The sequence below is a fragment of the Citrobacter sp. Awk 4 genome (assembly GCF_028069725.1).
Classification (GTDB): domain Bacteria; phylum Pseudomonadota; class Gammaproteobacteria; order Enterobacterales; family Enterobacteriaceae; genus Citrobacter_D.
Genome location: NZ_JANEWG010000004.1, coordinates 73,417 through 98,735, shown reverse-complemented (window position 1 = coordinate 98,735; position 25,319 = coordinate 73,417). Strand labels below are relative to the sequence as shown.

The following is a 25,319-nucleotide window of genomic DNA, read 5'->3' as shown; positions in this document are numbered from 1 at the left end:
TAATCCAGGCCAGTTTTGTTGGATTTATTGTCGAAATTCTGAACCACTTGCATAAACCAACGCCATTAACAACGGTGCCGCTTTTTCCAGTCCTTTTAATCCGCCCTTAATCCAAACCCCTTTTCCACGCCATGCCAGCCGCGCAGCATGATCAAACTGGTCGTAGTCCACCGGATATACCAGCGCCGGAATATTCTTTTGCAAGCAATGCCACATAATTCCGGCACCGCCATGATGAATGACCGCATCATAGTGCGTCAGCCAGTTATCGTAGTTTACCCAGGATACACGATAAACATTCTCCTGCCGCTGTTGTTCCGCGACGGCCTGATGCCCATCGGTGAAATGAAAAACCCACTCAGGCAACGTGCTCGCCAACGCGATAACGGCTTGCATTACCGCATCTTTATGCCAGTCCAGATGCGTGCCGAGCGTCACCAGCACATGGCGTTTATCCGTTTCAAATGGCGGCGCAGCGCTTGGTGATGGCGGTGTGTAGAGTGCCGGACCGATAAAGCTGACCGCAGATGGCCAGCGGCGCGGGAATTCGAATGTTTCTTCGCTGAGCGCCAGTATACGTAGCGGCGAGTAAGCGCTTTCGCTGCCGTCTTGTCGATACAGATGCGTGATACCGGTCTGGCGAATAACGTCGCGAAACAGCCAGAACACGGTCTGTTTGAACAGTCGCACTTTTTTACGGTGAAAGGCATGCCATATATGCTGAATCGCGTTATGCGCGGGCATTAACCCACCGCAGTATGCAGGGACGCCATCAGGAGTTTCCAGCACACAGGGTGATGGCAGGCTGCTCCACCACGGGACATCCAACCGACGACAGACCTCGCCGACAATGGGCAGTGTAAAGTCCGCTATCGCCAGATCGGGCGTGCCTTCTTGCCGCCACAATTGTTCCAGTTCATCGGCGAAATTTTTCAGTAACCCCACCACATGGCGAAACTGCCGATACAGCCGCAGCGGATGAGAACCTACCGCATATTGCGGATTCACAACCCCCAACAGCGGCGTATCGTAATCGCCAGGCAGAGACAGCCCCATCAGCCCCGCCGCCGCCACCGAAGAGGCAACGCCTTGCGTGCTGATAATGCGCACCTGATAGCGTTTGGATAGCGCCCGTCCCATCGCCAGCACCGGATGTAAATGGCCGGAAAACGGCGGTGCCAGCAAATCAATGCGGGTAACCCCCGCAGGGATCAGATCAAATAAACGCTGCATCTACGCTCCTTGCTTGCCAATATCATCAATAAAGCGCTGACACAGCGCCGTCAGTTGCGGCTGGGCAAGATAATTCATATGACCGCAGGTAATGCGTTGGTCTGCCTGGCGAAACCAGCAGCGTGATATCCAGTCCTGATCGCCTTGTACCAGCAGGTGATGACAGTCCGGTCGGCGGCTCGCCACCGGGCCAAAAGCAAACACGCTGACGCGCGCCAGCCACTCCTGCGGTAAGTGCAGTTGGTTAAATAACTCCAGTCCACAACTGCCGGAAAGCAACAGCGTATGATTTGCTGACGCCAGCATCTCCAGCGCCTGCTGGCGATAGCGCAGCGCAAAGCTGACGCGCTGTGCGCCAAGATATTCCCGCGCATTGTTAACACTGGCGCGCAGCAGGCCGGTCGCCAGCCACGGCGCGGACTGTGCGGTCCACGGAAAATTCACCGTAACCTGCTGATGATGGCCGACAACCTGCTGTATAAACGCCGCCTGCGAGGGACTGAGCGCCCCGTTATCCCGGCGGCTGCGACCGGTAATATAGGCAATCTGCAAATCTGGTTTTCTCATCGCGACGTAAAACAATCGTTGCTGAAAATACGGTAGCGACGAGAGCGCCAGTAAATCGTCCGGTTCCCCAGCGCATTCAGCAAATGGAAAGGTTGTAGTAACTCGGAGAGCAATGACAAGAACGGATGCGAGGGGATCTCCGCCGCAACCGCGCGCTGAACGTAACGCAGCGCCAGATGGCGTATCACGAAGACGCCCAACAGCAGAGCACATTGCGCCGTACCGCCAAAGGCCAGAATCAACAACGCCCACAGCAGCAACGGGTGCAGACCCTGCAGCAGAAAAATGGTCAGATTGATTGCCGCGCTTTTTTCACGCATCAGCAGCGTGGCAAACAAGAACCAGCGATGCATTTGGCGGAAATAGCCTTTAGCGTCAGCAATGCTGGTCTGCACCCGCACTGGCGCAACGGACTGCACAATACGCACGCCATGACGGGTTAACAATGTCGCCATCGCCAGATCGTCCGTCAGATGACGGAGCACTGGCGCAAAACCGCCAACACGTTCCAGCGTTTCTCCGCGAATGGCATAACACATCCCGTTTAGCGTCAGTGGCGGCGAGAAAGGGAGCAGCGGTAAATAGGTCAGCGAGGCGTTGTCGTTAACAAACTGCGCCAGCAGACGGGAAGGTGAATTATCCGCCGCATAATACCAGGGCAGCGCCGTCACCAGCGTGCTCTCCGTCAACGCATCCAACATGTTGCACAATGACTCCGCACTCAATACCGCGTCATCATCCAGCACCAGGATCACCTCACGTGTAACCTGCGCCCTCGCCTGCTCCAGCTTAAACAGCTTGGGATTAACGCCTTCTGGCGCCTGAGGATAGGAAAGAATCGTAATATGCTGCTGGGGATAGCGTAATTGCAACCGCCGCGTTACCTGCAAGGCCGCTACGTCGTCATCGTCAATCAACCAGAGAAATTCCGCGCCGCGCAACTGCCCCACCGTCGAAGCCAGAACGCTTTCCAGCGCCGGATCGCCGCTAAGGATGGGCTGCATGATCGTTACCGCATGCAAATCACCACTACACTGGCGATGCGCAGCACGCAGGATCCTGAGCGCAAAAAAGAGCTTAAACAGCAGAATAAACAGCCAGAGGAGAGCAATCAGCAGCATCCGTTCATCGTCCGATAATGTTGTAAAAAGTCCTGCACGCAATAGCGAAGATCGACGTTTGGCGCGCCAAAATCCTCGCACATCGCCGTGATATCCAGCGTGGCGGAATAGCTAAACACCGCAACGCCAAAACAGGTAATCGGCGGTTCCCCCGCCAGTGGCAGCCAGCGCCATAACCACTCCAGCGCCCCCGCAACGCGCAACGCGGTTCCGGGATGCACCTTTTTTACAGGTAACGGCAGATCCAGTTGCTTCAGCACATCATCCAAAAATGCGGCCGTCTCCACCGGTTGTCCCGCCGAAATGTTATAGCAGTGCCTCAATTGAGGATGGCGAGCCGCCCGCAGCAGATAATCACACAGCATTCCAACAGGCATAATCTCAGCCTGCGCTGGCGTGATGTCATTGCGCAATCTGACCAGTTGTCTTTTTCTGGCTGCGCTCAGCAGTGGCGGGAACAGTAACCGGTCGCCCGCGCCGAACACTGCGCATGGGCGAAAAATCGTTTTCTCACCACGATACGCCTTCACTAACGCTTCCGCCTGATACTTACTACGGCCATACTCACTGGTAAACGCCGCCCCGGACGCCTCACTCTCACGCAAGTTGAATTGATGGGCAAAGCGATAGTAGACCGCAGCACTCGACAGCAAAATCAAGCGGGGAAAACCGTGTTGATTGCAAAAGTCGATCACCTGCCGGGTCGTTTCAACATTGTCGCGTTCATACTCCTGCGACGTTCCCCAGGGCGAGGTTCTGCCTGCGGCGTGGATGACCACATCGGGCACGAAGTTGAGTTGCGTAAGCCTCTCCAGTGACAGCGCTTGATAGCGTACCGTGGGGGGAAAGTCGTTTTCCGCTCGCCGTCCGACGCCGCAGAGTTCGAGATCGGCACAGTCAGCAAATCGGCGCAGAAACGTGCTGCCGATAAACCCCGATGCGCCGGTCAGCAATATTTTCACCCTCGCGCTCCCGTCGTGTGATAACGCGCTTCACGACAAGCGGGCAAACAGCGTGCAGTCAGTTTCATTCCCTTCTCCACTGGCAAATAATTCGCCGACGTTTACTGTCAAACTGCGTCGGCGGGGTTTGCGATATTAGCGACCAGGCCAGACGTGAAATGTCGATGCCCTGACGAACAAACAGTCGCTCCAGTGAAATACGGCACTGTTCTATCAGAGTCTGGTCGCAATTTGCCATCAACTGGAGATGGCTGGCCGTGGTTTGCACCAGCCGATAATCCGCCGTCAACGGCAACATCTGCGCCAGCACGCGGCTACAGGGGTCGGCAAACACTATCTGCGCGCGCCCGTCGCAACCCGGCAGTAACAGTTGGTCATCCTGACGCCCTTCAATACGTTCAAGCGCGCGCGTCGCACTGCCACACGCACAAGGCTTATCGCTGGCGACCAACACATCATCCAGTCGGTAGCGCACAATCGGCTGCGTGGTGCGGGTAAAATCGGTAATAATCGGGACAAATCGCCGCTCATCCAGCCACTCTGGCTCGATATAAAGAAACTCTTCATTCAGATGCAGCGTGCCACAACGACAGGTTGCGGCAAGAAAGCCTTCAGTGGCCTGATAGATTTCCCCCACTTCGCCAAACACGCGTTGCAACAGGTCACGATCCTGCGCTTCCAGCACTTCCGCCACGGAAATGACCTTTTTGACGTTCAGCGACAACTCCCCCGCCATCACCGCCAGCGCCAGCGCACGCAATACCTGAGCAGGTGCGACAATCAGCGTAGGTGATTGCTGTTCAAGGCACGGCAACTGCTGTCGAAACGGCGCAAACAGATCGTAGAACACCAGGCTTAGCCAGCGGTTGTTGACGCTGTGATAGAGATGGTTATCTGCCCGCAGAAATAGCGCGACGCGCTCTCCGGCAAACAGGCCATCTGGCAGCGCTTTCGCCAGTATGCCCGCAGCCCAAATTTGTTGCTCCTGTGGGCTGACAACAAACAACCCGCGTCTGCCAGAACTGCCCGACGACAACCCAACGCTGAACCGGCCTACCTTCGGCTTAAAATCACGGCTACGCTCGCTGTCCAACGCACACGCCATCAGCTCATGTTGGCGCAAACCCGCCGTGTTCATCTCATCAAAATGGGTCATCATCAGCGCTTTATCCATCAGCGGCCATTGCTCAAACGGCAGCGAGATCCAGCGCCGGAACCACGGACTGTTGATCAACACCCGACGCCGAAACGCGCGCAGTTTTTTTTCCTGCCACGCCTCCAGTTTCTCGCGTTCGGTAAAGCGTAGCTGGCGAGTACGAAAATATCGCCACAGCGTCATCAATGGGGTCACAAATCCCCCTCGTGACACAAACGAATTGTCACTTCACCCGCACGCCATAGCTGGTTCATTTTTTCAAGAGTGCGCCAGTAAACGGCAGAATCGGCCAGCACCAGATTAGCCAGTCGCGACGGACCGCGCAGCTCCTGATAGTTAGCCGGAGCCCACGCGGCATCGCCTGCCAGCAGTACCCAGCCTTCATCCGTCAATACAAAGGCACCGATGTGACCCGCCGCATGCCCAGGGAGATCGACCAGGATGATTTGCCCGTCGCTGTCGGGCAGCAGATAGCCCCGTTCAAACGGTGCCAGTGCAAAGGGGAGCGTGAGGGGGGCGAAACTTTCAATAAAGCGTAATGAGGATTCAAAATCAGAGGGGATCAACTCCGGAATAAACGCTTCGCGTAGCGCCGCCAGACCCCGTAGTGTGCGGACATGCCGCCAGCCCTCACCAGAACAGATACAGGCAACATCCGGAAAATCACGCAACCCGGCAATATGATCGGCATGAAAGTGCGAAAGAATGATGCCGTCGATATCCTTACCCGCCAGCCCGTGCGCATCCAGTTGATTCACTAACGATAGCTTCTCGTCGAAATAGACCGGGGTAAGATGGCGGTAAATGCGAAAAATGCCGGAACGGGTGTAGCGTTCAAACCACGAAGAATAGCCCGTATCCCATAGCCAGCGACGATCGCCGACCTCCAACAGCCAGGCGCGAGCGGGAAATTTACACACCCGCAATCCGGCACCTTTTACCGCCATACAGCCAATGTGGGTGCAGTAACCTGTGTCAAATTCGCTGATTTTTGCCATGTGCCCTCAGCCACTCACCGGTTAATGCGATCCCTTCCACCATCGAAAATCGGGGTCGATATCCCAGTTCATTGATTGCTTTTTCCGTACTCAACGTCATATCAAAACTGAGTGTTCCCGCACTGTAGCGGGTAACGGGAGGCTCCCTGTCAAGGCATTGCCCTGCCAGTTCCATCCCGCGCGCGACCAGTGACAACAGCGGCCAGGGCACGTCTTTAACGCGATAATTCAGTTGCAGTTGTTGATGCAGTAGCGCCTCCAGCATATCGACCAGTCGCTGCGGCTGATGGTTCGTCACGTTATACACGCTACCGGAACACAGCCCCGGCTGACGTGTCGCCAGTTCCATTGCATGCACCACGTTTTGTACAAAGGTTAAATCCAGTAGCGTCTCGCCGCCGCGCGGCAGACGCAACACCCCACCGCTACGCTGCAGTTGCTGCAAAATGCGTGGAACAATGACGTTATCATGCGGGCCAAACAACCCGCGAGGGCGCAACAGGACAAAGGTAGTGGCAGGAAAACGGGTGACTGCGCCGTTAATCTCCTGCTCCGCCTGAAATTTGCTGCGGGCGTAATGGCTGGAAAAAGCGCGCGCACGATAGTTTTCCGTCAGCACGTAATGATGCTGAAAATCAAAGTAGACTGCGGGGGTCGAAATATGGATAAAGCGCGGTATCCGGGCGCGCCCAGCGGCCTGCGCCAACAGACGTGTTGCCTGCACATTGGCGAGGAAAAATTCGGCCTGTTTGCCCCAGGGCGAGGATTTGGCGGCACAGTGCCATACCGCGTCGCAGTCCGTCATTAACCGGATGCAATCATTTTGATGGGCTTGCGTCAGATCCAGGGGGACAAAATGCGCCCCTGCCTGCGCCAGTTGTTCGCCCACCCGTCGATTACGTCCTGTCGCCACAACCTGATGACCGTTTTCCAGCAAATAGTGCGTCGCGTTGCGTCCGAGGCCGCTGGTTGCGCCGGTCACCAGAATTTTCATGGCAGTAGTACCATTCCTGCCAGCGTCAAACCCGCTGCCGTGCCTATCAACATCACCGGATCACCCGGCGTGAACCGACCGCGGGTAACGGCCTCATGCATCGCCGTTGGGATCGAGGCGGCAACCTGGTTGCCATAGTAGCGGTAGATATCGATTAATGCCGCTTGTGGAACATGCAGGCGCTTGCGCATATGTTCAAGAGAGAGATGGCTCGCCTGGTGCGGCACCACAGTGGCGATATCCGCCAGCGTCAGACCGCTTTTTTGCAGCAGTCGGACGAAATAGTCTTCAATCAGCGAAGAAGCATAACGAAACAACGGCTTGCCCTGCATATGAAACAGAAAATCGTTGTCAGTCATACCCACACGTGGATTACAGCGAGTGCCACCGGCGCGAATTTCGCATAGCTCGCTGCCATCGGGGTACATTTCGATCAGACTGGCGACAATCCCGCTGCGCCCATTGCCACGTTCGACAATCGCGCATGCCGCACCATCGCCGAAAATGAGTGAAGATTCTTCGTGCTTCCAGTCGATGCCACGCGACGCCAGATCCGCAGAAACAATGGCGATACGCCGGTAAGCACCGCTGTTCAGCAACCCGGCGGCCACTTCCAGCGCAGAAATAAAGCTGACGCAGCTACTATTAATATCAAATCCCGCCACGCCGGACGGCATACCCGCCGCTTTCAGAATATGAATGGCACTACACGGCAGCGCCTGTACCGCCACCGCAGAGGCGCAAATCAACAGATCAATTGAAGAGGGGGCGAGGCTGCCTGCTTTTAGCGCCTGATGTAACGCCTGTGCCGCCAGTCCCGCCTGGCTGTCGTGCTTCGCGGCGTGATAACGATGGACAATGCCACAACGTTTTTCCACATAACCCGCCGCTTTGCCGAGCCTGCTATCCAGTTCAGCAGAGGTGACGCACGTTGACGGCAGAGCAATACCTGTAGCGATAATCTTGCACGTTGTGACAGGCGAGGCTGAGCGTGTTTTTTCCATAAAACCAACTGTCGTCTTATTTTATTTCATCGATAAAAAATCAATTCTGTCAAGCAGTTAGTTTCTCCTGGCAGAAAAGCACTATACCGTCAGAAGCATGAAAAGCAAGAATGAAATATGAGGATTATCGTGCGTAAATATTCTTTCTATACCGATATTAATTCGTCAACTACAAATTATCCTGGGCTGACTTTCACCGCTAATCGTGCCTTGCTGGCAATACCCTATTTGCAGCGATATCCATTGTTCTCCGGTTTACCTAACAAATCCTCTATGTGGATAATATAAAATAGCATCATTGAATAAATGACATTTAATGTTTGAGGAAAGAAAGCCCGGCAGGTGGTAACGGCTCAGAGAATCCAGCCAGCTCACAACTCTGCTTTTGTCTGATTACACCCCACATTGCGACATGGTAGGCTCCGCGAATGTCTCTTTTTTGTATTCCTGCCGCAGGTCGTATGAAACGCAGACTCCCTTTTCAGGTGAAGCTTTTTTTGTCTTTGGTGGCCTTTTCCTGCCTGTTATTAATTCTGTTGGGGGCGATCCTGTTTCATTTTATTGACCGGCAACTGCACCACGATCTCGGGCAACGCGCACGCGTTCAGGCCAGCGAGATTGCGTTAATGCCGGGGCTTGCGGAAAAAATTGCTGCCCGGGATATCGCCGGAATTGCCCGTTTAATTCAGCCGCTGCGCGCGCAAAGTGACGCCAGTTATATTGTGATAGGCGACGTCAACGAACAGCATCTCTACCATTCAGAGTCCCCGGAGCGTCTTAATTTACCCATGATTGGTGGGGATAATGCGGAAGTGTTACAGGGAAAAACCATTATTTCGGTGCGCAAAGGTGGAATCGGCGTTTCATTACGCAGCAAATCCCCGGTCTTCGATGCTAATCATCAGGTCATCGGTATCGTCTCAGTAGGTTATCTCACGTCGTATATCGCCAATATTAATGCCCGCATTCTCTGGCAGGCGGGATTATATGGCATCGCCCTTTTGCTCCTGTTGTTTCTCTTTTCCTGGCTGTTTACCCGCAATCTCAAAAAACAGATGTTCCGACTCGAACCCAAAGACATTGCCCTGTTGGTCCGCCAACAAAAAGCGTTGCTTGAAGCCATGTATGAAGGGGTATTTGCGGTTAACGGCGAACGGCAACTGATATTGATCAATCATGCCGCCAGAGAATTACTGGATATTCACCAGTCAGAAAAAGAGCTTATCGGAAAACCACTGGAGAATGTATTACAAACGTCTCCGGACTTTTTTACTCAGCCTACGGCCTCAAAACGCAGCGATCGCCACGACCATATTGCCGTGCTAAATCAGCGCCAGGTAATCGTCAACCGCGTCGCCATTGAACTGGAACCCGGCATTGAAAGCGGTTGGGTATTCAGTTTTCGCGATAAAAACGACATTAACACGCTCAGTAGTCAGTTAAGCCAGGTAAAACGCTACGCCGACAACTTGCGCATCATGCGCCATGAACAGCTGAACTGGACTGCGACGCTGGTTGGCCTGTTGCAGATGCAACATTATGACGAAGCCATCCGCTATATTCAGGCGCAGTCCGAAGGTGCGCAGAAAGTGCTGGATTTCGTCTCGGCCCATTTCGCGTCTCCGGCGTTGTGCGGACTGCTGTTGGGGAAATACGTCAGCGCGCGTGAGAAAGGCATCGAACTCCAGTTTGATCCTGCCTGCCAGTTAACCCGCCCTCCGGCCATGCTCAGCGAAACAGAACTGATGTCTGTCATTGGCAACCTGCTGGATAATGCCGTCGATGCGACGCTAAAAGCCGCCGATCCCACCGCCCCCGTGGAGCTGTATATTTCGGACAGAAATCAGGAACTGTTGATCGAAGTCGCCGACAGGGGTTGCGGCGTGGATGATGCGACCAAACCCCATCTCTTCCAGCAAGGGTTCAGCAGTAAACCCGCAAACGACGATGACATCATCGGATCAGAACACGGTATCGGCCTGTATCTGGCAGCAGGCTATATTAGTAAGGCGGGCGGCAGCATCGAAATCACCAACAACATACCGCAAGGCACTATATTTTCGGTGTTTATTCCATACACTCATACCCGTTCGACAGGGCTAAAGCATGACAACTTCCCGGGCGCTTGATGTCGTCATTGTTGAGGACGAACCCCATCTCGCCGAACTCCACCGCGAGTATATCGAACAGCATTTTCATTTACGTGTTGTGGGTATCGCCACCACTCTCGAAGAAGCCCGCACGTTGATAAGCCGACATCGACCACGTCTGGTCCTGCTCGACAACTATTTGCCGGATGGTCAGGGCGTCGACCTCATCGACAGCCCATTGCTGAAAGGTATTGAGTGTTCAGTGATTTTCATTACCGCAGCAAGCGACATGCAAACCTGCAGTCATGCGATGCGCAGCGGCGCGTTTGATTACCTCATTAAACCGGTATTCTTCCAGCGTCTGCGCGCATCACTGGAGCGATTTATGCTGCTGGTCAACGCCATGCGCCAGGTAAAAGTGGTTGATCAACATGCTCTGGATCGGTTGTTCAATCTGCCCACTGGTGACGTCCCGCCCACCCCCTCCACCAAAGGGATCGAGCCCAATACGCTGGAGCGTATTAAGCGCTTTTTTACCGACAACCCGGCAAATAACTGGTCGGTTGAAGAGGTTGTCGAACAGGTGGGGATCAGCAAAACCACCGGTCGTCGCTACCTGGAATATTGCGTGGAAGTGGGGTTTATCAGCGTCGAAATGCAATATGGCAACATTGGTCATCCGAGACGGCTATATCGCAAGGCGTCCGCCACAGAGTGATCGACGACAAAACGCGTCAGCTTGCGGATCATTTTTCGTGGTTTTAATGGTGTTAATTGTCTAAACAATGCCCATAATCACACTTCGGAAACGGAGTCATCGCCCCCCTATTGTCTGACTTACGCCATACGCTATGTTGACCATTAGTTCCTCAAATGTAACTAAAAGGTTAATTATAATGTCGAACACATTCCGCATCTCTCTGATCGCTACTGCTGTGCTGATCTCTACTTCTGCAATGTCTGCATTACCGCAAGGCTACCCGGCTGACTATCAAAACGTCGTCGATGCTGCGACCAAAGAAGGCAAACTGGTGGTCTACTCCACCACCGATACCAAATCCGCCGACCCGCTGATTAAGGGTTTCGAAGCCACGTATCCCGGCATTAAAGTTGAATATAACGATATGAATAGTACCGAACTGTACAACCGTTTTATCAGCGAACAGGCCTCTGGTAGCGGTAGCGGCGACGTGGTCTGGAGCTCATCAATGGATACTGCGTTGAAGCTCGCCGCCGATTATGCGCAGGAATACATCACCCCCGAGCAAAGCCAACTGCCGAAATGGTCCATCTGGAAGAATAAGGCGTATGGCACCACCTACGAGCCAGTGGTCTTCATTTATAACAAACGCCTGATCCCGGCAAATGACGTCCCCGACTCCCACGCTGCGCTGGCGAAACTGGTCGCCAGTCAGACAGACAAATTCAAAAGCAAAGTGACCACCTATGATGTAGAGAAATCCGGTGTTGGCTTCATGCTCTCTGTCCAGGATTCCAAAGCCGACCCGAACTATTTCAAAACGCTGGCAGAGGTCGCCAAAGGGGGCTTAGCGGTGCAATCGTCCACCGGCACCATGATGGAAAGGGTCTCCTCGGGCGAAAACCTGATTGGTTACAATATCCTGGGTTCCTACTCTGAAGCGCGTGCTAAAACGGATCCGTCGTTGGGTATCTCGTATCCAAAGGATTACACCCTCGTTCTGTCACGCGTTTCTTTTATCAGTCAGCAGGCACAAAACAGCAATGCCGCCAAACTGTGGCTGGACTATGTGTTGTCTGAAAAGGGGCAAAGTATTCTGGCGAATCAGGCTGATATCCCGTCAATTCGTAACGATATTGAAGGGGATAATGACATTAACGGGATGACCAACATGCTCGGCCAGGCCCTGAAACCGATCCCGGTGGATGAAAGCCTGCTGGAATACCTGCAGCCGAAAAAACGTCTGGAATACATCAAATTGTGGCGCGAAGCCGCCGCCAAATAAGACCTACCTTCACAGAAGCGCGGCTCACCCGGCGCGCTTCGCTTTCCTGATGTCGTAATTCTGGGTTTCGCAGCCAGGGACACACTATGAATGCCTTACACAGAAAGTGGCAAAGTCTGCCGCGTGGCGCGGTGGTGCTGATAACTGCACTGGTTATCTACATTCCACTGTCGTTTATTATGATACAGAGTTTCTTGTCGGCGCCCTTCTTTTCCCCGACAAAAGCCTGGAGTCTTGAATCATTTGGGTTCATTTTCACCGATCCCGATTTCTATAAAGCCCTCAAAAGCGGCTTTATTCTCGCTTTCGGCCTGGTGGCCATCGCCATTCCGCTCGGCGGCGTGCTGGCCTTTCTGATGGTACGCACCGATTTGCCCGGCCGACGTCTCATTGAGCCGCTGATTCTGGTGCCGATTTTTGTTTCTCCGATGGTGCTGGGGTTTGGTTATGTGGTGGCGGCCGGACCGGTGGGGTTCCTCTCTTTATGGGCGCAGTCACTGATTGGCTTTGTTCCCTGGAATATCTACGACATGTCGAGCATCGTGGTGATTGCGGGCCTGACGCATGTCCCCCACGCCTATCTTTACATCTCGTCGGCATTGCGCAGCGTGGGTTCCGATGTTGAGGAAGCCGCGCGTATCACAGGCGCATCGCCGCTTCAGGTGATGACCTCAGTCAGTCTGCCGATGGTTCGCCCGTCGATTCTGTATGCGACCGTGCTGCTGTTTTTCCTCGGACTGGAAGTGTTTGGTCTGATGCTGGTGCTGGGCGATCCGGAAGGCAATATGGTGCTGGCGACCTATTTGTACCAATTGACCAATAAACTCGGCACGCCGTCTTATCATCTGATGGCCGCCGTGGCGGTGGTGTTGATTTGCATAACTGTTCCGTTGGTCATGTTACAGCGTCGCCTGATGCGCACCGCCAACCGCTTTGTCACCATGAAAGGCAAAGCCTCCCAGGCGCGTGCGTTACCGCTGGGGAAATGGCGCTGGGTCGCCGGTGGCGTCGTGGCGTTCTGGCTGACCGTGACCATCGGCGTTCCGTTGCTGGGAGTCGTGCTGCGCGCCTTTATCTCCAACTGGGGCGTTGGGGTATCTCTCTGGGATGAACTTTCACTCAGTACCTTCCGCACTATCTGGTCACAGCCCAACCTGCTACGCGCCATTGTGAACTCTATGTCCATCGGCGTTATTGGCGGCGCGCTGGCGGTCGCCTGTTATCTGTTTGTCGGCATCGCCATGCACCGTAAACCCGACAGCACCACCCGCTTTTTGGATTACAGCGTACTGGTGCCTCGCGCCGTACCCGGTCTTCTCGCGGGACTGGCGTTTCTGTGGGTATTTCTGTTCCTGCCGATGTGGCTCGATAATGCCCTGAAATCCGGCTGGCTTTCCGGTATGCCGTGGTCGCAGTGGCTGCGCGATAACCTGATTGTCTGGCTGCGATCGTTGCGCAGTACCATTTTCAGCGTTTGGCTGGCATATACCGTCGTATGGATGGCATACGGGCTTCGACTGATCTCCTCAACACTACTGCAGGTGGGACCAGAGCTTGAAGAGGCCGCGCGCAGTACTGGCGCCACACGCGGGCAAATTACCCGTCACGTGACGATCCCATTATCGCGCTACGGTCTTATCGGCTCATGGCTGCTGATGTTCCTGATCTTCGAGCGTGAATATTCAACCGGCGTATACCTGCTTTCGCCAGGCACGGAAACCATTGGCTCCATGCTGGTTTCTCTGTGGGCGGCAGGCGCGATTGATATCGTGGCGGCGCTCTCCTTTATTAACATCCTGCTGGTGGTGGTAGGTCTGGGTATTGCCCTTCGTTTTGGAGTCAAATTACATGATTGAATTATCGGTCGAGAACCTGCACTTAACCTATGGCGACAATCCGGTGTTAAAGGGGGTGTCCATGAACCTGAAACGCGGCGAGGTTGTCTCTTTGCTCGGCCCTTCAGGCAGCGGCAAAACGACGTTGCTGCGTGCGGTCGCCGGGCTGGAAAAACCCACCCAGGGCGCAATCGTCATCGGTAAAAATAAAGTTTACGACGGCACGCCTCGCAGCGAGATCCCGGCTGAAGAACGTAATCTTGGGCTGGTATTCCAGTCCTATGCGCTGTGGCCACATAAGACCGTTTTTGAGAACGTGGCATATCCGTTGAAGCTTCGCAAAGTTGCCGCAAAAGAGGTAACCCAGCGGGTTCAGGATGTCCTGGATCAGTTGGGGCTCGGTCATCTGGGTAAACGCCATCCGCATCAGCTTTCCGGTGGTCAACAGCAGCGCGTCGCCATTGGCCGGGCTCTGGTCTACAACCCCCCCGTCATCCTGCTCGATGAACCGCTGTCGAATCTGGATGCCAAACTGCGGGAAGAAGCCCGCGTATTCCTGCGTGAACTGATCATCAATCTGGGGTTATCCGCGTTGATGGTGACGCACGACCAAAACGAAGCGATGTCCATTTCTGATCGGATTTTGCTGCTCAATAACGGCAAGATTGAACAACAGGGTACGCCGCAGGAGATGTACGGTAACCCGAAAACGTTATTTACGGCAGAATTCATGGGCAGCAATAACCGTCTGCATGGCAAAGTCACTGAGCTGCGTGATGGCAGAGCGCGCATTGAAGGGTCCGGCTGGACATTATGGGGACACGCGGGTGAAGGCGTGCAAGTGGGTCAACCCGCTACGGCGGTGATTCGTGTCGAGCGTGTCGCGTTAGTCGACGGTCCCGGCGAAAATCAGCTTGAACTGCCTCTGCTCACCAGCATGTACCTTGGCGATCGCTGGGAATATCTTTTCCGCACCTCCGGGGATGATTTTGTCATCCGGGCTTATGGCAATGACGTTCGCGATCCGCAGCATTGCCATCTGTCGTTACCGGAAAAACATGTCTGGATATTCCCGAAATCCTGATGCTAAAAGGGGGCGGTATACACCGCTCCCTGACATTGCTGGCGATAGGGAGACGACGTTATTGAACGGGATACACCCGCACAGCGACCAACAGGTAAAACTTGATACGGGGAGCGCCAGGCAGATTTAGAGGATCCTGTCGCGCTTAATCTGAATTTGAGGCATAAAAAAGACGTCAGCTGACGTCGAAATGGCGCGCCCTGCAGGATTCGAACCTGCGACCCACGGCTTAGAAGGCCGTTGCTCTATCCGACTGAGCTAAGGGCGCATTGTGAAGTTGAGACTTCATGCGGGTGAAACGCGTGAATTATACGGTCAGCACCTGCCGAGTCAATGGCTTTCGTTCTGGTTGCTGATGAAGTGTACGAATGCCCCTTCTTTCCGGTCATTCATTGGGTTCCAGGAAATCGCCTGGTAAGATCTCAGCCCCCGTAAAGTGGGATTTAAGGATAAATGTATTTCAATATTAATAAATATTATTAATATTTGGTCTACTTTCTCTCTGCTATTTTGGATATTTTTTATGCTGAGCGTCGTAATCAAGGAACAGAATAGTCACTTCGAACATGGCCTGAAAATCATTATTACGCGTCTGACCGAACAGTGGCATCAGGAAATTCAGTTTCTCCCGGTTGACGTTCTGGATACTGCGGATATCGCCTTCGTATCACTGGATGAAGACTGGTTCAGTGCAGATTGTTATCAGGTTCCGCTGCATACCCGGCATCAGCAAAGGATCATTATCTGTAACAAAATTGAAAAAGAAAAATTGATGTTCAGGCCCTGTCTTTACATGCTGCCGCATATTTATCGCGAAGATGATGTGGATGAGATAACCCGAAAAATGGTTCTTATTCTGCAAAAGCGCGCGCTCCGTCACCGAGTTCCCCCGGCAATCTGTCATTACTGTACCACTCGCCACTTTTCTATTTTAGAACGCCAGTTATTAAAATTTATCGCTAAAGGCTACCCATTAGCAGAAAGCGCTGAACAGCTATCGCTGACTGAAGAACAAACCAAATCACTTCGCCGTCGTATTATGAGGAAACTACATATCAAAAATGACCAGCAATTTCTGAACTACATCAGGGTCAATTTGAATTTTCTGCAGGAATAGACTCTAGTCGGTTTTTCTTAGCATGTTGCGAAATATCTCATCAATCATTAAGTAACCTCACCTCCAGATACTCTTTTAATGCTGTCACACTATCAGACTGATAATGTTTCAGCGCCATGAATATTCAGGAATCGAAGATATCCCGCAGCATTGACGCTGTTTACAGGAGGTGCCTTGTGACAAATAGCCGGTCACTGCAGAACAGTCATTTCAACTACACTGCGTTCTTCACCAAAACAGGTCATGCCTGTCACTCTGAATTTACGTTTAAGTTCGAGCCGATTGTTAATTTGTCTTCTGCACAAACGTTCGGCTATGAAGTGTTAACACAACTTCATAACTGTACAAATACTGAACTTTTTTTTGGCAAACTTCCGCCTGAACGTCTGCTGAGGCACTTTTTCCAGCAACTCACCGCTATTGCGCATTATCCACAGGATCGTTGGTATTTCCTGAATATCCCAATGAATGCGCTGTTGCATTGGGATTTGTTTAATTTGGAAATGGTTTACTACCCGCCGAATGTCATTATTGAAATCCAGGACCCGGAAACATTTTTCACCCTCGATTTACCACAACGTTCTAAATTATTTGAAAAAGTTCAGCATATTGAAGCAAATGGCATCCCGGTATGGCTGGATGATGTCGATGCGTCTTTAATCGCGACATTTGCTGCCGCAAACTGGCGTCTGAGCGGCATAAAACTGGATAAACATGCGTTCTGGGCGTTGAGCGCATCCCCTCATAAACTGCATCAGGTTGTTCTTATGGGGTATAACATTGCAACGGCTGTACTGATTGAAGGCATTGAAAATCATCAGCAAAAAGACATTGCTTTGCGCTCTGGCGCCGATCTGGGTCAGGGGTATTTTTGGCCAGCGCTATTGCCGGACAGAAAGTAAAAAACGGAAAAAGAAAGGATGCGCAGAGAACGGCATCGTCGTTTAAGGAACGCCAGTTGCACACGCAATCCCCCTCAGACAACACGACAGGTATTTGACCAGATTGAATATCTGGATCAAAGGCTCAATTATGCGTTGCCAGACAGCACTTTCTCACACGCGATCGTTACCACCGATCGCTATCTGGGCTATACACTCAGCCGCTATCTATTTTCAGGTAAACACGCTGCGGTATTCAACACGTTTGAACCCACCGCGTTAGGACCAGAAAGGTCACCACTTCGCCAACTGGTGATCGATATGGAAGGGCTGGCGATTTCCCGTTACGAAGCGCTCGAACATTTACGCTTATTCACTCGCGAGAGGAATAATATTCACATCTATTTTCTGGTTTCTGGCAAAGACGCCAGCCTGATTCAGTTTATGCGAATGGCCGGGAATTTTCAGATCCTGTCACGCCATCAGGATCTCCCCTCACTGCGTAAAGCATTATTATTCCCGCCAGAAGGTTTTCTCCAGTCTGACGCCTTCAGCCACACCGACTGGAAGATAATTTCGGCTTTATCGCAAGGCGCCTCATTAAAGACAATCGCACGTTTGCAAAATACGCCATACCATCGGGTGATCTATCGAATTAATCGCCTGACGACACAGCTTGGGCTTCCCCATCGCCAAAGTTTACTGCATCTGATTCATCGTCTCAGCGTTACTTCTCCTCACTTAATTTAACACCCTAAGCTACTATGTCGTAAGATTTTTTAGGAAATTACTTATTTTACATAGCGCCATAATGTAAATTTTTCACAAAAACTTAATATTTACAACTATTCCTGGAATCTTCTTACGCCAACAATATCCCATACACACCTAATTTATAGGGACTTTCCATTTTATTCGGTGGAAAAACAGCACAACAAAGCATAACACTAGCTGAACAATCGACTTTTTGTTTTGTTTTTTATATTTAAAAAAATATTTTAAACCAACATAATCAAAATCTTAAGATAATAATCCCAATGGCTATTGAACTACCTAAACTACGCAGAATATCGTAACTGACTGGGGTAATGGGTGTTCTATAAGTCTTTTCCGAAAAAACAGACCAGGTATAATCCGTCTTGTTCTTTTTTCTTGCTCTTTAGTTAAAAATTAAATTTCTTTTGTTGGTGCGAAATGGATATTCCACACACTCATTGCTCTTACGCAAAATAGCCAGATAACAGGGATGCCATTGCATTTTCCATGACCTGATTTCATGGGGGAATTTTCTGGCTATTTGACAATACTTACGACGTCTCCATTTATCAACAAATGAAAGACGCACGAACAGTCTGAGGCATACAACAATGAAACCAGCATCCGTTATTATTATGGACGAACACCCTATTGTCAGAATGTCGATAGAAGTGCTTCTCGAAAAAAATAACAACATTCAGGTTGTCCTGAAAACAGACGACAATCGTACAGCGATCGATTACCTGCGCACTTACCCCGTAGATCTCGTTATTCTGGACATCGAACTCCCAGGTACAGACGGTTTTACGCTGCTAAAAAGGATAAAATCGATACAGGAAAACACACGGGTTCTGTTTTTATCGTCTAAATCGGAGTCATTTTATGCAGGTCGGGCAATCCGGGCTGGCGCGAATGGTTTTGTTAGCAAAAGAAAAGATCTGAATGACATTTATAATGCGGTAAAAATGATCCTCGCAGGATATTCATTTTTTCCTTCGGATACGCTTAATTTCATCAGCAATATTAACATGCGAAAAGGAGAACTAAATGATATGCCGCTTTCAAATCGCGAGGTCACGGTTTTACGTTATCTGGCAAACGGATTATCAAATAAAGAAATTGCAGAGCAACTCTTACTCAGCAACAAAACCATCAGCGCACATAAAGCCAACATCTTTTCTAAGCTCGGTCTGAACACAATAGTGGAGCTTATTGATTACGCGAAAGTACACGAACTTTTGTAATGACACTCCCGACGAGACGTCGTTCGGGAGTGCTGAGTACGCGTGATCTTAGTTGTAGTTAATCATGAATGTCGCATCCGCCTTTGCCGCTCCCGGCTGAACACCGTCGGCTAATGCGATGTAATTGGCAAAAAAGTTCAGCGTCGCATTGCCGTTTTCATCAATACTGACGGGCTGACTGGCTTGTTCGAGCGGCAGTCGGGCACGATCGCTGTCGCGAATTTCAATCGCCACCTTCTGCGCCATCACCGCATCGTCCAGAGCCAAAAGCGATGTCCCCGGCGCGGGCGTTCCAGAAAACGTCATTGAGGCGGAACCGGGCGGACACCCTTCAAGTTTCAGGCTAAAGGGGATCGGCTGTGTCGTGTCCCCCGTTGTGCGCAGTTGTTTCGTCGGCCAGACGCCAAGTTGAACCGTTTTATTGCTGTCTCCGGCAATGACTGCGCAGGTAAAATCCACCACATTTCCACGCAGTTCAATGTTGATCTCACCCAGCGACGACTCTGCCTGACAAAACGGACTGAGCAGCATACTACACACCATGACAAAAAAGAGTCGGAGCATTATGCGTTCTCCTTAGTCATAATCGACGCGCAGATACCCCCGCGCGGTGAAGGGACCTTCGGTGGGTTTATTTCCGGTCACGCTCACTGGCCACGCGCGGATCCCAACATTCGCCTGAGCATTATCATCAAGGCGAAACGGAATTTTGCTCGCCAGATCGTTGGGGGTCAGCGGTACGCCGCTGCCATCTGACACGATAAACCCTAAGTCCGGATTATCAGAGACCATCGTTTTCCCCGACACTTTCTCTGCTTCCAGGCGCATGGATAAGTAGGCTTGCGCCGCCACGTTGGTACATTTGATGGCGATCGTTTTCGTTTGCGGCGTGATCCCCTCCGGACGGTTCCCTGCGCCCGCTTTGCTAAATAACGCCGCGCCAATATCGCCGAAATCAAACTCCACCACTTCTCCGGCATTGACTTTACAGCTTTGCGGCACTTCCACTTTTCCGCTGTAGCTGATGGTGTAAACCGGCGTACTTAGCGCATCACCGGTACTGGTCGTTACATAGACTGTAAACATGGTCTGGCGGGGAATCGGCACCATATTGATAAAAGGACGAATCACCTTCAATTTGAAGATAAGCTTTGAATCCATCACACCGAAGGGTTTCTGTTGTGAAACGTTGGGATGCGTCCCCATGCGAATGTAGTTGCGGGGCGGATAAAACAACCCCGAATAACTGTCTGTAATGCTCATGGCCCCCAGCAGGTAGTCGTTGAGTTTCAGATACTGGAACCCGCCTTCCGTACTTTGCACGGGGAGTTCGCTCACGTAGCTTCGGTAGGTATAGTTAACCGTGGTCCCGGCAGGGCACGTGGCATTCACGCCTACCCAGCCTGACTTTTCCGGCAATGTCACGACTTGTCCCACCTGGTTATTACTGCTGGTAAAGACATTCGACAGATCGTAAAAAACATCCGTCGGCGTACCGTTTGAGTTATAACAGACCGTCGCCAGTGCCGGGTTTGCCGACAGTAACGCGACGCCTCCCAGCCATAATCCTGTTTTTAGTTTCATCTTCTTTTTCCTTCTCACGGCGACGGGCGTTCACAAGTCGCATTAGTCAGCGTGACCGCTTGTTTCAGACTCTCATCAGGCAAAACGTAGTGCGCCACGCAGCGTGAGTTCGCCCCTTCCCCCCATTGAATAAGCAAGTCTCCGCTCAGCGGTAATCCGCTCAGGTAGATTTGCCCGTCGTCACCGACCATGCTGGTGACGCCACTGGCGGTCTCACGGACAACAGAGCCAAACGGGACAGGTCTGCCCCCCTGCTTCACCGCAATCATCGCGCGTACGCCAATGCGCGTCTCAAACGCCGCACGGACCAGCGCCCCTTGCGTCGGCACCACGCTGCTGACGTTGTTTTCCACGTCGGTGTGGTTATTCATGGAGTTGGTGTCCAGCGCCACACGGTTATAACGGTACACCGTGGCATAGGGCATCACCGCGTAGCCGCGCCAGTCGGTCTGTACCCCGGTCTGGTTTTCGATATGAACGCCTTCAGCCCCAGGCGCTTTAATCAGTACGTTGGTGTCGCCCAATGGCTGACTGAGGGTGATACCGTCAGCATGCCCGACCATACCGCCGGAAAGCTGCCAGTTGTAATCGTGCTGATCGCGATCGTAGTTGTAGCCCACCCCTAGCGTGCCATAGGCAGCCTGCCAGTTCGCGCTGGCGCTGCCGCTGTAGCCGTTGGTGCTGCTGTGTCCCTGGTTCACGCTGTAGCTCAGGTTGCGCCCCTCCAGCAACGTACCGCCGACACCGGTTTGCCAACTGTTCTGCCCATCGCTGTTGCGACTGCCGTTGAAGGTGGCGTAAGTACGATCCAGCGCGTTATCACGCGAGTAACGCCGTCCGGTCAGGACGCTAAACGGGACAGACATATTGAATGCCAGAATACGGTCGGTGCCGGAAATACCGACGGATTCGTTCCACGACCACGAGAGGGAATAGCTAATTCCCTGCCAGCCGCTGGAATAGCCAAGCTGATACCAGCTGTTGGCTTCTGATGTATTCCAGTAGGTTTGCTGGCTGCCGGAAACATACAGCGAACCGTAATCCCCCAGATTCTGTGAAATATTGACCTGGAAACGCCCTTTTTTGCTGTAGCTCAGATTGTGATAACTCTGCACCACCGGCACGTCATGGCGATTGCCTTCACTGTCATCTTCGTACTCGTAACCTTCCATACTGCGATACGCTACATCATCAAGGGTGTAGAACCCCCTGGTGGAATAGCGATACCCCAGCAACTGGAAGTTAGTGCCGAAATTATTGAGCGATTTGGCGTACAGAAAACGCAGCGACTGCCCTTCGTGCGTGCTGTCATCCGCCAGTTGGCTGCGCGCATGAGTGACGTCGACAGACACCGCCCCCCAGTCGCCCAGATTTCGTCCGGCGCCCAGCACCATCGCGCTATAGCGCGATGCCAGTTGTGTCCCGCCATAGGCGGTATAGCCTTGCGGCAACCCGGCGATAACGGTTCCCTGGAAAAAGAACGGCGAAGATTGCTGGCTATTGCCGCTACGATAATCCCCGGCCACCAGATCATATTTGATTCGCCCTTCACGCTGCAGAAGCGGCACGGTGGAATACGGCACGGTATAGCGTTGCTGGCTGCCGTCTTTCTCGTCTACCGTCACCTCAAGATCGCCGCTTGAAGAGGTCGGGTTAAGGTCGGTAATGGCAAATGCGCCGGGAGAGACATAACTCTGATAAATCACGTACCCATTCTGACGAATGGTCAGTTTCGCGGGTGTGCGGGCGATCCCTCTGACCGTCGGGGCATAACCTTGCAGGCTATCGGGATACATATTGTCGGAAGAGTAGAGCCGCGCCCCGCGAAACCCGATGCTGTCGAACACGTCATTGCCCGTATTGCTGTCGCCCATCACCAGCTCCCCTTTCAGGGGAATGATGGCGCGTTGCAGCCAGGTGCCGATGTTTTTCCAGCTCTGTGAGTGGTATCCGTCGCCTTTGTTATAACTCCATGCGCCGTTATTGCGTAGCCGCCAGGGGCCATAATTGAGTCCGCTCATCAGGCTTAAAAAATAGCTGTCGCTGTCGTTTCCGCGGCTACCGGTAAAGCTGTAGTTGATTAACGCCGCGGGGATTCCTTCATCCCACTCTTCTGGCGGAATGTATCCGCGCGCGCTATTGAGCATGGATGCCTGCGGCAAACTCACGTTGAGCCGCAGGGCAGCAAAATCAAAGGCGATTTCCGTTCCCGGTATGGCTTCGGGTAAATTGATGCAGGCGTTATCCTTTTCCTGACTCAACGCAGGAAACGCGGCGGTGTTAATGCCCAGGCGCTTAACCCACTCCAGGTTAAAGCAGGGCATTAGCCCGCCCGACTTTTCACCGGTCTTCACCGTTGTCGTTTCAAAACGAATATCCTGGGTGGCGACAAATTCATCGTTGCGCCAGATATCGACACGGTAAACGCCGGGAGGCTGATGATTGCCTTTCTCAAAGCGTGACAAATCCGCCACGGATGCCGCATCCGATGACAAAAAAGCCGGGTTAAAGTAACTTTCCCCCTGACTTAAAGGGGGATAGAGTGCAGCCAGCGTCGACAGTGCCACCCCCGTCAGATGTGGCGTAAACCCCGGAAGCAGGCCGGGAAAATACGTTGTCTTCTTCATCATTTTCTCACGGTTCAGCGCAGGCTAACCGTTTTGGCCGTAGTGACTGCGCCATAATCATTGACCGTCTGGAACGTCACGTTTCCCTGCGCGCCGCCAGGCAACAGGATCTGGGTGTCACTTTTTGGCGCCACCATAACGTTATCCACTTTTTGGCTTCCTACTTTCAGGTTGACCAGCGTGAGGTAATAAGCCGACGGGTTGGCAATTTTCAGGTGGTTGCCGACACGGGAGAAATGCAGCAGACCTGGCGCGTCATCTGAAACCTGTGGCAGATTGCCCGGACGGACAAACAGCTTGATGCGCGACAAAATCGCCAGTTGCAGGACGTTTTTCCCTTCAAGATTGTTTTTATCGACTGACGGTATCGCTTTCACATTCATCCAGAACAGAGATTCGCGATCGGTCGGTAGCGGCTGTCCGGCGTAGATGATACGCAGCGTGTTTTCACTTTTGGGTTCGCTGACAAAAAGGGGAGGCGTGACGATAAACGCTTTTTCTTTGACACCTGCGCTGTTTTCAATCCAGGAATTGACCAGATAACGTTCTTTACTGTCGCTATTGCTAATGGCCAACGATGTTTGTTTCGCTTCTGCCGGATAAATAACCCGCGTCGCACCTAATGCGATGCCTCCCGCGGCCTGTGCGCTAAATGAAGAAATTAAGGCAATAAAAATAATAAAGCCTGATTTAATAAATGTAAGCATGGCAAAAAATACCTTTTGCGTGTTATTAGCGTCGCGGAAATAAATCAGGGGTAAACCAACGTAAACCACACATCTGAACGAATATTTCCCGGCGTCATATTTTCCGAGATAGCCCGGTAACGAGCAGTGAAATGAAACGTCATCTCTTGCGTTAAAATAGGGGCGTAATGGAGCGGTAAGGCGTTCGGTATAATTTGCCGTTGTTCTTCATCAAATAATGCAAGACCGATTCCGGATGCAGAAGCGGCGTCACTGCTGGCAAGGAATACCTGCGGATCTTCCACTGGCGTGACGCCTGAAAACGCAATGCCGACGTGGTCATAAACATCCGAACTGCATGACGTTAAGCGTAACGAAAAAGGCACGCTGACAGGGGCGAAACTGCCGGGTCCCGCAAACGCATTCGTGCGGTATTGCCCCATTTGCACGCGTAAATCCTCACTTTCTGAGGCTACCGTACAAGCGCCATTGACCAGTTTTCCGCGCAAATGGAGACGTCCGCTCTCCAGTATTACCGTATGCGCACTTACCGACATCGCGCAGAGCACTCCCGCCAGCGCCACGCCTTTCCTCATCATCAGCCACATCCCTTATAATCCCCGGTGTTGCCTCATCCGTTGAGGCACGCGTCATCCTTGCTCCAGCTTGAACGCTTACTCGTACTTCATGATGAAGGTGGCATCAGCATTAGCCTGACCCGGCGTTGCGCTTGTTGCGGTGGCTTTATAACGTGCGGAGAAACGCAGAGTGTTGGTGCCTTCTACCAGCGCCTGAGCCGTTGAGAAGGTCGCGCCATCCGGCTTCAACGGAGACGATTTGCTGTCCAGAATTTCGATACCCACACCGCCTGCCGTTGTGCTGTTATCGGAAGAAACGATCGCCAGCAGAGCATCGTTGGTCAGGTCGCTTTGACCGGAAAACGCAACTGCTGCGGTCGCCGCTACGCTGGGATCACAATCATTCAGGACAATGCTGAATGGGATCTGTGCGGTAGTGTCACCCACAGCAGCAAAGCTGGCCGTACGGTACTGGCCCAGCGTCACGACCTGATCCGCCGATTGGGTGCTAACAGCGCATGCCGCATTGACCAGCTCACCTTCAAAGTGAACGGTGCCGCCGCTGACGCTCACCGGATCGGCGGCAACAGCGGAACTCGCTACGAGCATCAGACCAGCAATAACAGAAGAGTTTATTAATTTACGTTTCATGAGTTTCCCTTGTATTAAACACATTCGGTTCCGACTTCCCGCGGGATCCGTTTGAATCAATATCGACATAAAATGTCAGGCAAATTATCTCTGCATCCTGTAAAGATATATTCCGAAAGAGAATTAGCTAATCTTTACCCAACTCTCCTGAGTCGCGGATTCACTA

At 52.4% G+C, this 25,319-nt stretch carries 23 protein-coding genes and 1 tRNA gene; 9 read left to right on the top strand and 15 right to left on the bottom strand.

The genetic code is table 11. From position 1 onward, the window contains the following. Window positions 1-24: 24 nt before the first annotated feature. From NNO04_RS02655 to NNO04_RS02620, 8 genes are all read right to left on the bottom strand, one after another. On the bottom strand, window positions 25-1,233 hold the full coding sequence (locus NNO04_RS02655; protein WP_271443358.1) for a glycosyltransferase: 1,209 nt from the start codon (window positions 1,231-1,233) through the stop codon (window positions 25-27). Beyond that, window positions 1,234-1,800 carry a hypothetical protein gene (locus tag NNO04_RS02650; protein ID WP_333908987.1) on the bottom strand — a complete coding sequence of 189 codons (567 nt, stop codon included), beginning with the start codon at window positions 1,798-1,800 and terminating at the stop codon, window positions 1,234-1,236. Beyond that, the gene (locus NNO04_RS02645; RefSeq protein ID WP_271443356.1) at window positions 1,797-2,921 is read right to left on the bottom strand and encodes a glycosyltransferase; all 1,125 of its coding nucleotides are present in this window, start codon (window positions 2,919-2,921) and stop codon (window positions 1,797-1,799) included. Before NNO04_RS02645 ends, NNO04_RS02650 begins: the two co-directional genes overlap by 4 nt. Next, window positions 2,912-3,883: an NAD-dependent epimerase/dehydratase family protein gene (locus NNO04_RS02640; RefSeq protein WP_271443355.1), complete on the bottom strand. Its 972-nt coding sequence runs from the start codon at window positions 3,881-3,883 to the stop codon at window positions 2,912-2,914. The genes NNO04_RS02645 and NNO04_RS02640 overlap by 10 nt, the downstream gene beginning before the upstream one ends. 64 nt (window positions 3,884-3,947) lie before the next feature. After that, the gene (locus tag NNO04_RS02635; RefSeq protein WP_271443354.1) at window positions 3,948-5,234 is read right to left on the bottom strand and encodes a F390 synthetase-related protein; all 1,287 of its coding nucleotides are present in this window, start codon (window positions 5,232-5,234) and stop codon (window positions 3,948-3,950) included. Continuing rightward, entirely contained in the window at window positions 5,231-6,037 is an 807-nt protein-coding gene (locus tag NNO04_RS02630; RefSeq protein ID WP_271443353.1) for an MBL fold metallo-hydrolase, read from the bottom strand. The genes NNO04_RS02635 and NNO04_RS02630 overlap by 4 nt, the downstream gene beginning before the upstream one ends. Continuing rightward, window positions 6,015-7,031: an NAD-dependent epimerase/dehydratase family protein gene (locus NNO04_RS02625; protein ID WP_271443352.1), complete on the bottom strand. Its 1,017-nt coding sequence runs from the start codon at window positions 7,029-7,031 to the stop codon at window positions 6,015-6,017. The genes NNO04_RS02630 and NNO04_RS02625 overlap by 23 nt, the downstream gene beginning before the upstream one ends. Beyond that, window positions 7,028-8,035 carry a 3-oxoacyl-[acyl-carrier-protein] synthase III C-terminal domain-containing protein gene (locus NNO04_RS02620; protein WP_271443351.1) on the bottom strand — a complete coding sequence of 336 codons (1,008 nt, stop codon included), beginning with the start codon at window positions 8,033-8,035 and terminating at the stop codon, window positions 7,028-7,030. Before NNO04_RS02620 ends, NNO04_RS02625 begins: the two co-directional genes overlap by 4 nt. A gap of 461 nt (window positions 8,036-8,496) precedes the next feature. Between NNO04_RS02620 and NNO04_RS02615 the strand changes: the two genes are divergently transcribed. The 5 genes from NNO04_RS02615 (at window position 8,497) to NNO04_RS02595 (ending at window position 15,029) form a co-directional block, all read left to right on the top strand. Beyond that, window positions 8,497-10,164 carry an ATP-binding protein gene (locus tag NNO04_RS02615; protein ID WP_271443350.1) on the top strand — a complete coding sequence of 556 codons (1,668 nt, stop codon included), beginning with the start codon at window positions 8,497-8,499 and terminating at the stop codon, window positions 10,162-10,164. Continuing rightward, the gene (locus NNO04_RS02610; RefSeq protein ID WP_271443349.1) at window positions 10,142-10,843 is read left to right on the top strand and encodes a response regulator; all 702 of its coding nucleotides are present in this window, start codon (window positions 10,142-10,144) and stop codon (window positions 10,841-10,843) included. The genes NNO04_RS02615 and NNO04_RS02610 overlap by 23 nt, the downstream gene beginning before the upstream one ends. Window positions 10,844-11,021: 178 nt before the next feature. Then, window positions 11,022-12,110 (top strand): ABC transporter substrate-binding protein, encoded by a 1,089-nt coding sequence (locus NNO04_RS02605; protein WP_271443348.1) that lies wholly within the window; start codon window positions 11,022-11,024, stop codon window positions 12,108-12,110. Window positions 12,111-12,196: 86 nt separating this feature from the next. Next, complete coding sequence (locus tag NNO04_RS02600) at window positions 12,197-13,966, top strand: ABC transporter permease (protein ID WP_271443347.1); 1,770 nt, start codon at window positions 12,197-12,199, stop codon at window positions 13,964-13,966. Continuing rightward, window positions 13,959-15,029: an ABC transporter ATP-binding protein gene (locus NNO04_RS02595; protein ID WP_271443346.1), complete on the top strand. Its 1,071-nt coding sequence runs from the start codon at window positions 13,959-13,961 to the stop codon at window positions 15,027-15,029. The genes NNO04_RS02600 and NNO04_RS02595 overlap by 8 nt, the downstream gene beginning before the upstream one ends. Before the next feature lie 191 nt (window positions 15,030-15,220). On the opposite strand, the gene NNO04_RS02590 is transcribed toward NNO04_RS02595, so the two are convergent. Beyond that, window positions 15,221-15,297, bottom strand: a tRNA-Arg gene (locus NNO04_RS02590). A 255-nt stretch (window positions 15,298-15,552) separates the two neighbouring features. Here NNO04_RS02590 and fimW point away from each other — a divergent pair. From fimW to fimZ, 4 genes are all read left to right on the top strand, one after another. Beyond that, on the top strand, window positions 15,553-16,146 hold the full coding sequence (fimW, locus tag NNO04_RS02585) for a fimbria biosynthesis transcriptional regulator FimW (RefSeq protein ID WP_271443345.1): 594 nt from the start codon (window positions 15,553-15,555) through the stop codon (window positions 16,144-16,146). A gap of 116 nt (window positions 16,147-16,262) precedes the next feature. Continuing rightward, the gene (locus tag NNO04_RS02580; RefSeq protein WP_271443344.1) at window positions 16,263-17,048 is read left to right on the top strand and encodes an EAL domain-containing protein; all 786 of its coding nucleotides are present in this window, start codon (window positions 16,263-16,265) and stop codon (window positions 17,046-17,048) included. An 18-nt stretch (window positions 17,049-17,066) separates the two neighbouring features. Continuing rightward, the gene (gene fimY, locus NNO04_RS02575; RefSeq protein ID WP_271443343.1) at window positions 17,067-17,777 is read left to right on the top strand and encodes a fimbria biosynthesis regulator FimY; all 711 of its coding nucleotides are present in this window, start codon (window positions 17,067-17,069) and stop codon (window positions 17,775-17,777) included. A 617-nt stretch (window positions 17,778-18,394) separates the two neighbouring features. After that, complete coding sequence (gene fimZ / locus NNO04_RS02570; RefSeq protein ID WP_203358593.1) at window positions 18,395-19,027, top strand: fimbria biosynthesis transcriptional regulator FimZ; 633 nt, start codon at window positions 18,395-18,397, stop codon at window positions 19,025-19,027. Window positions 19,028-19,075: 48 nt separating this feature from the next. Here the strand turns inward: fimZ and sfmF are convergent, their stop codons facing one another. From sfmF to fimA, 6 genes are all read right to left on the bottom strand, one after another. After that, a complete protein-coding gene (gene sfmF, locus NNO04_RS02565; RefSeq protein ID WP_442870725.1) occupies window positions 19,076-19,591 on the bottom strand; it encodes a fimbria assembly protein in 516 nt (171 codons plus the stop codon). A gap of 12 nt (window positions 19,592-19,603) precedes the next feature. Further along, window positions 19,604-20,611: a type 1 fimbria D-mannose specific adhesin FimH gene (fimH, locus tag NNO04_RS02560; protein ID WP_271443342.1), complete on the bottom strand. Its 1,008-nt coding sequence runs from the start codon at window positions 20,609-20,611 to the stop codon at window positions 19,604-19,606. Between the two features lie 14 nt (window positions 20,612-20,625). Beyond that, window positions 20,626-23,238, bottom strand: coding sequence for a fimbrial biogenesis usher protein (locus NNO04_RS02555; RefSeq protein ID WP_271443393.1), 2,613 nt, complete (start codon window positions 23,236-23,238; stop codon window positions 20,626-20,628). A 14-nt stretch (window positions 23,239-23,252) separates the two neighbouring features. After that, window positions 23,253-23,945, bottom strand: coding sequence for a type 1 fimbria chaperone FimC (gene fimC / locus NNO04_RS02550; RefSeq protein WP_271443341.1), 693 nt, complete (start codon window positions 23,943-23,945; stop codon window positions 23,253-23,255). A gap of 44 nt (window positions 23,946-23,989) precedes the next feature. Next, window positions 23,990-24,523 (bottom strand): type 1 fimbrial protein subunit FimI, encoded by a 534-nt coding sequence (gene fimI / locus NNO04_RS02545; RefSeq protein WP_271443340.1) that lies wholly within the window; start codon window positions 24,521-24,523, stop codon window positions 23,990-23,992. Window positions 24,524-24,598: 75 nt separating this feature from the next. Continuing rightward, window positions 24,599-25,153, bottom strand: coding sequence for a type 1 fimbrial major subunit FimA (gene fimA / locus NNO04_RS02540; protein WP_271443339.1), 555 nt, complete (start codon window positions 25,151-25,153; stop codon window positions 24,599-24,601). Between the last annotated feature and the right edge of the window lie 166 nt (window positions 25,154-25,319).

Coding starts and splice junctions, on each gene's coding strand:
- NNO04_RS02655 (WP_271443358.1), bottom strand. CDS start 1,233: ATGCAGCGTTTATTTGATCTGATCCCTGCGGGGGTTACCCGCATTGAT.
- NNO04_RS02650 (WP_333908987.1), bottom strand. CDS start 1,800: ATGAGAAAACCAGATTTGCAGATTGCCTATATTACCGGTCGCAGCCGC.
- NNO04_RS02645 (WP_271443356.1), bottom strand. CDS start 2,921: ATGCTGCTGATTGCTCTCCTCTGGCTGTTTATTCTGCTGTTTAAGCTC.
- NNO04_RS02630 (WP_271443353.1), bottom strand. CDS start 6,037: ATGGCAAAAATCAGCGAATTTGACACAGGTTACTGCACCCACATTGGC.
- NNO04_RS02625 (WP_271443352.1), bottom strand. CDS start 7,031: ATGAAAATTCTGGTGACCGGCGCAACCAGCGGCCTCGGACGCAACGCG.
- NNO04_RS02620 (WP_271443351.1), bottom strand. CDS start 8,035: ATGGAAAAAACACGCTCAGCCTCGCCTGTCACAACGTGCAAGATTATC.
- NNO04_RS02615 (WP_271443350.1), top strand. CDS start 8,497: ATGAAACGCAGACTCCCTTTTCAGGTGAAGCTTTTTTTGTCTTTGGTG.
- NNO04_RS02610 (WP_271443349.1), top strand. CDS start 10,142: ATGACAACTTCCCGGGCGCTTGATGTCGTCATTGTTGAGGACGAACCC.
- NNO04_RS02605 (WP_271443348.1), top strand. CDS start 11,022: ATGTCGAACACATTCCGCATCTCTCTGATCGCTACTGCTGTGCTGATC.
- NNO04_RS02600 (WP_271443347.1), top strand. CDS start 12,197: ATGAATGCCTTACACAGAAAGTGGCAAAGTCTGCCGCGTGGCGCGGTG.
- NNO04_RS02595 (WP_271443346.1), top strand. CDS start 13,959: ATGATTGAATTATCGGTCGAGAACCTGCACTTAACCTATGGCGACAAT.
- fimW (WP_271443345.1), top strand. CDS start 15,553: ATGCTGAGCGTCGTAATCAAGGAACAGAATAGTCACTTCGAACATGGC.
- NNO04_RS02580 (WP_271443344.1), top strand. CDS start 16,263: ATGAATATTCAGGAATCGAAGATATCCCGCAGCATTGACGCTGTTTAC.
- fimY (WP_271443343.1), top strand. CDS start 17,067: ATGCGCAGAGAACGGCATCGTCGTTTAAGGAACGCCAGTTGCACACGC.
- fimZ (WP_203358593.1), top strand. CDS start 18,395: ATGAAACCAGCATCCGTTATTATTATGGACGAACACCCTATTGTCAGA.
- sfmF (WP_442870725.1), bottom strand. CDS start 19,591: ATGCTCCGACTCTTTTTTGTCATGGTGTGTAGTATGCTGCTCAGTCCG.
- fimH (WP_271443342.1), bottom strand. CDS start 20,611: ATGAAACTAAAAACAGGATTATGGCTGGGAGGCGTCGCGTTACTGTCG.
- NNO04_RS02555 (WP_271443393.1), bottom strand. CDS start 23,238: ATGAAGAAGACAACGTATTTTCCCGGCCTGCTTCCGGGGTTTACGCCA.
- fimC (WP_271443341.1), bottom strand. CDS start 23,945: ATGCTTACATTTATTAAATCAGGCTTTATTATTTTTATTGCCTTAATT.
- fimI (WP_271443340.1), bottom strand. CDS start 24,523: ATGATGAGGAAAGGCGTGGCGCTGGCGGGAGTGCTCTGCGCGATGTCG.
- fimA (WP_271443339.1), bottom strand. CDS start 25,153: ATGAAACGTAAATTAATAAACTCTTCTGTTATTGCTGGTCTGATGCTC.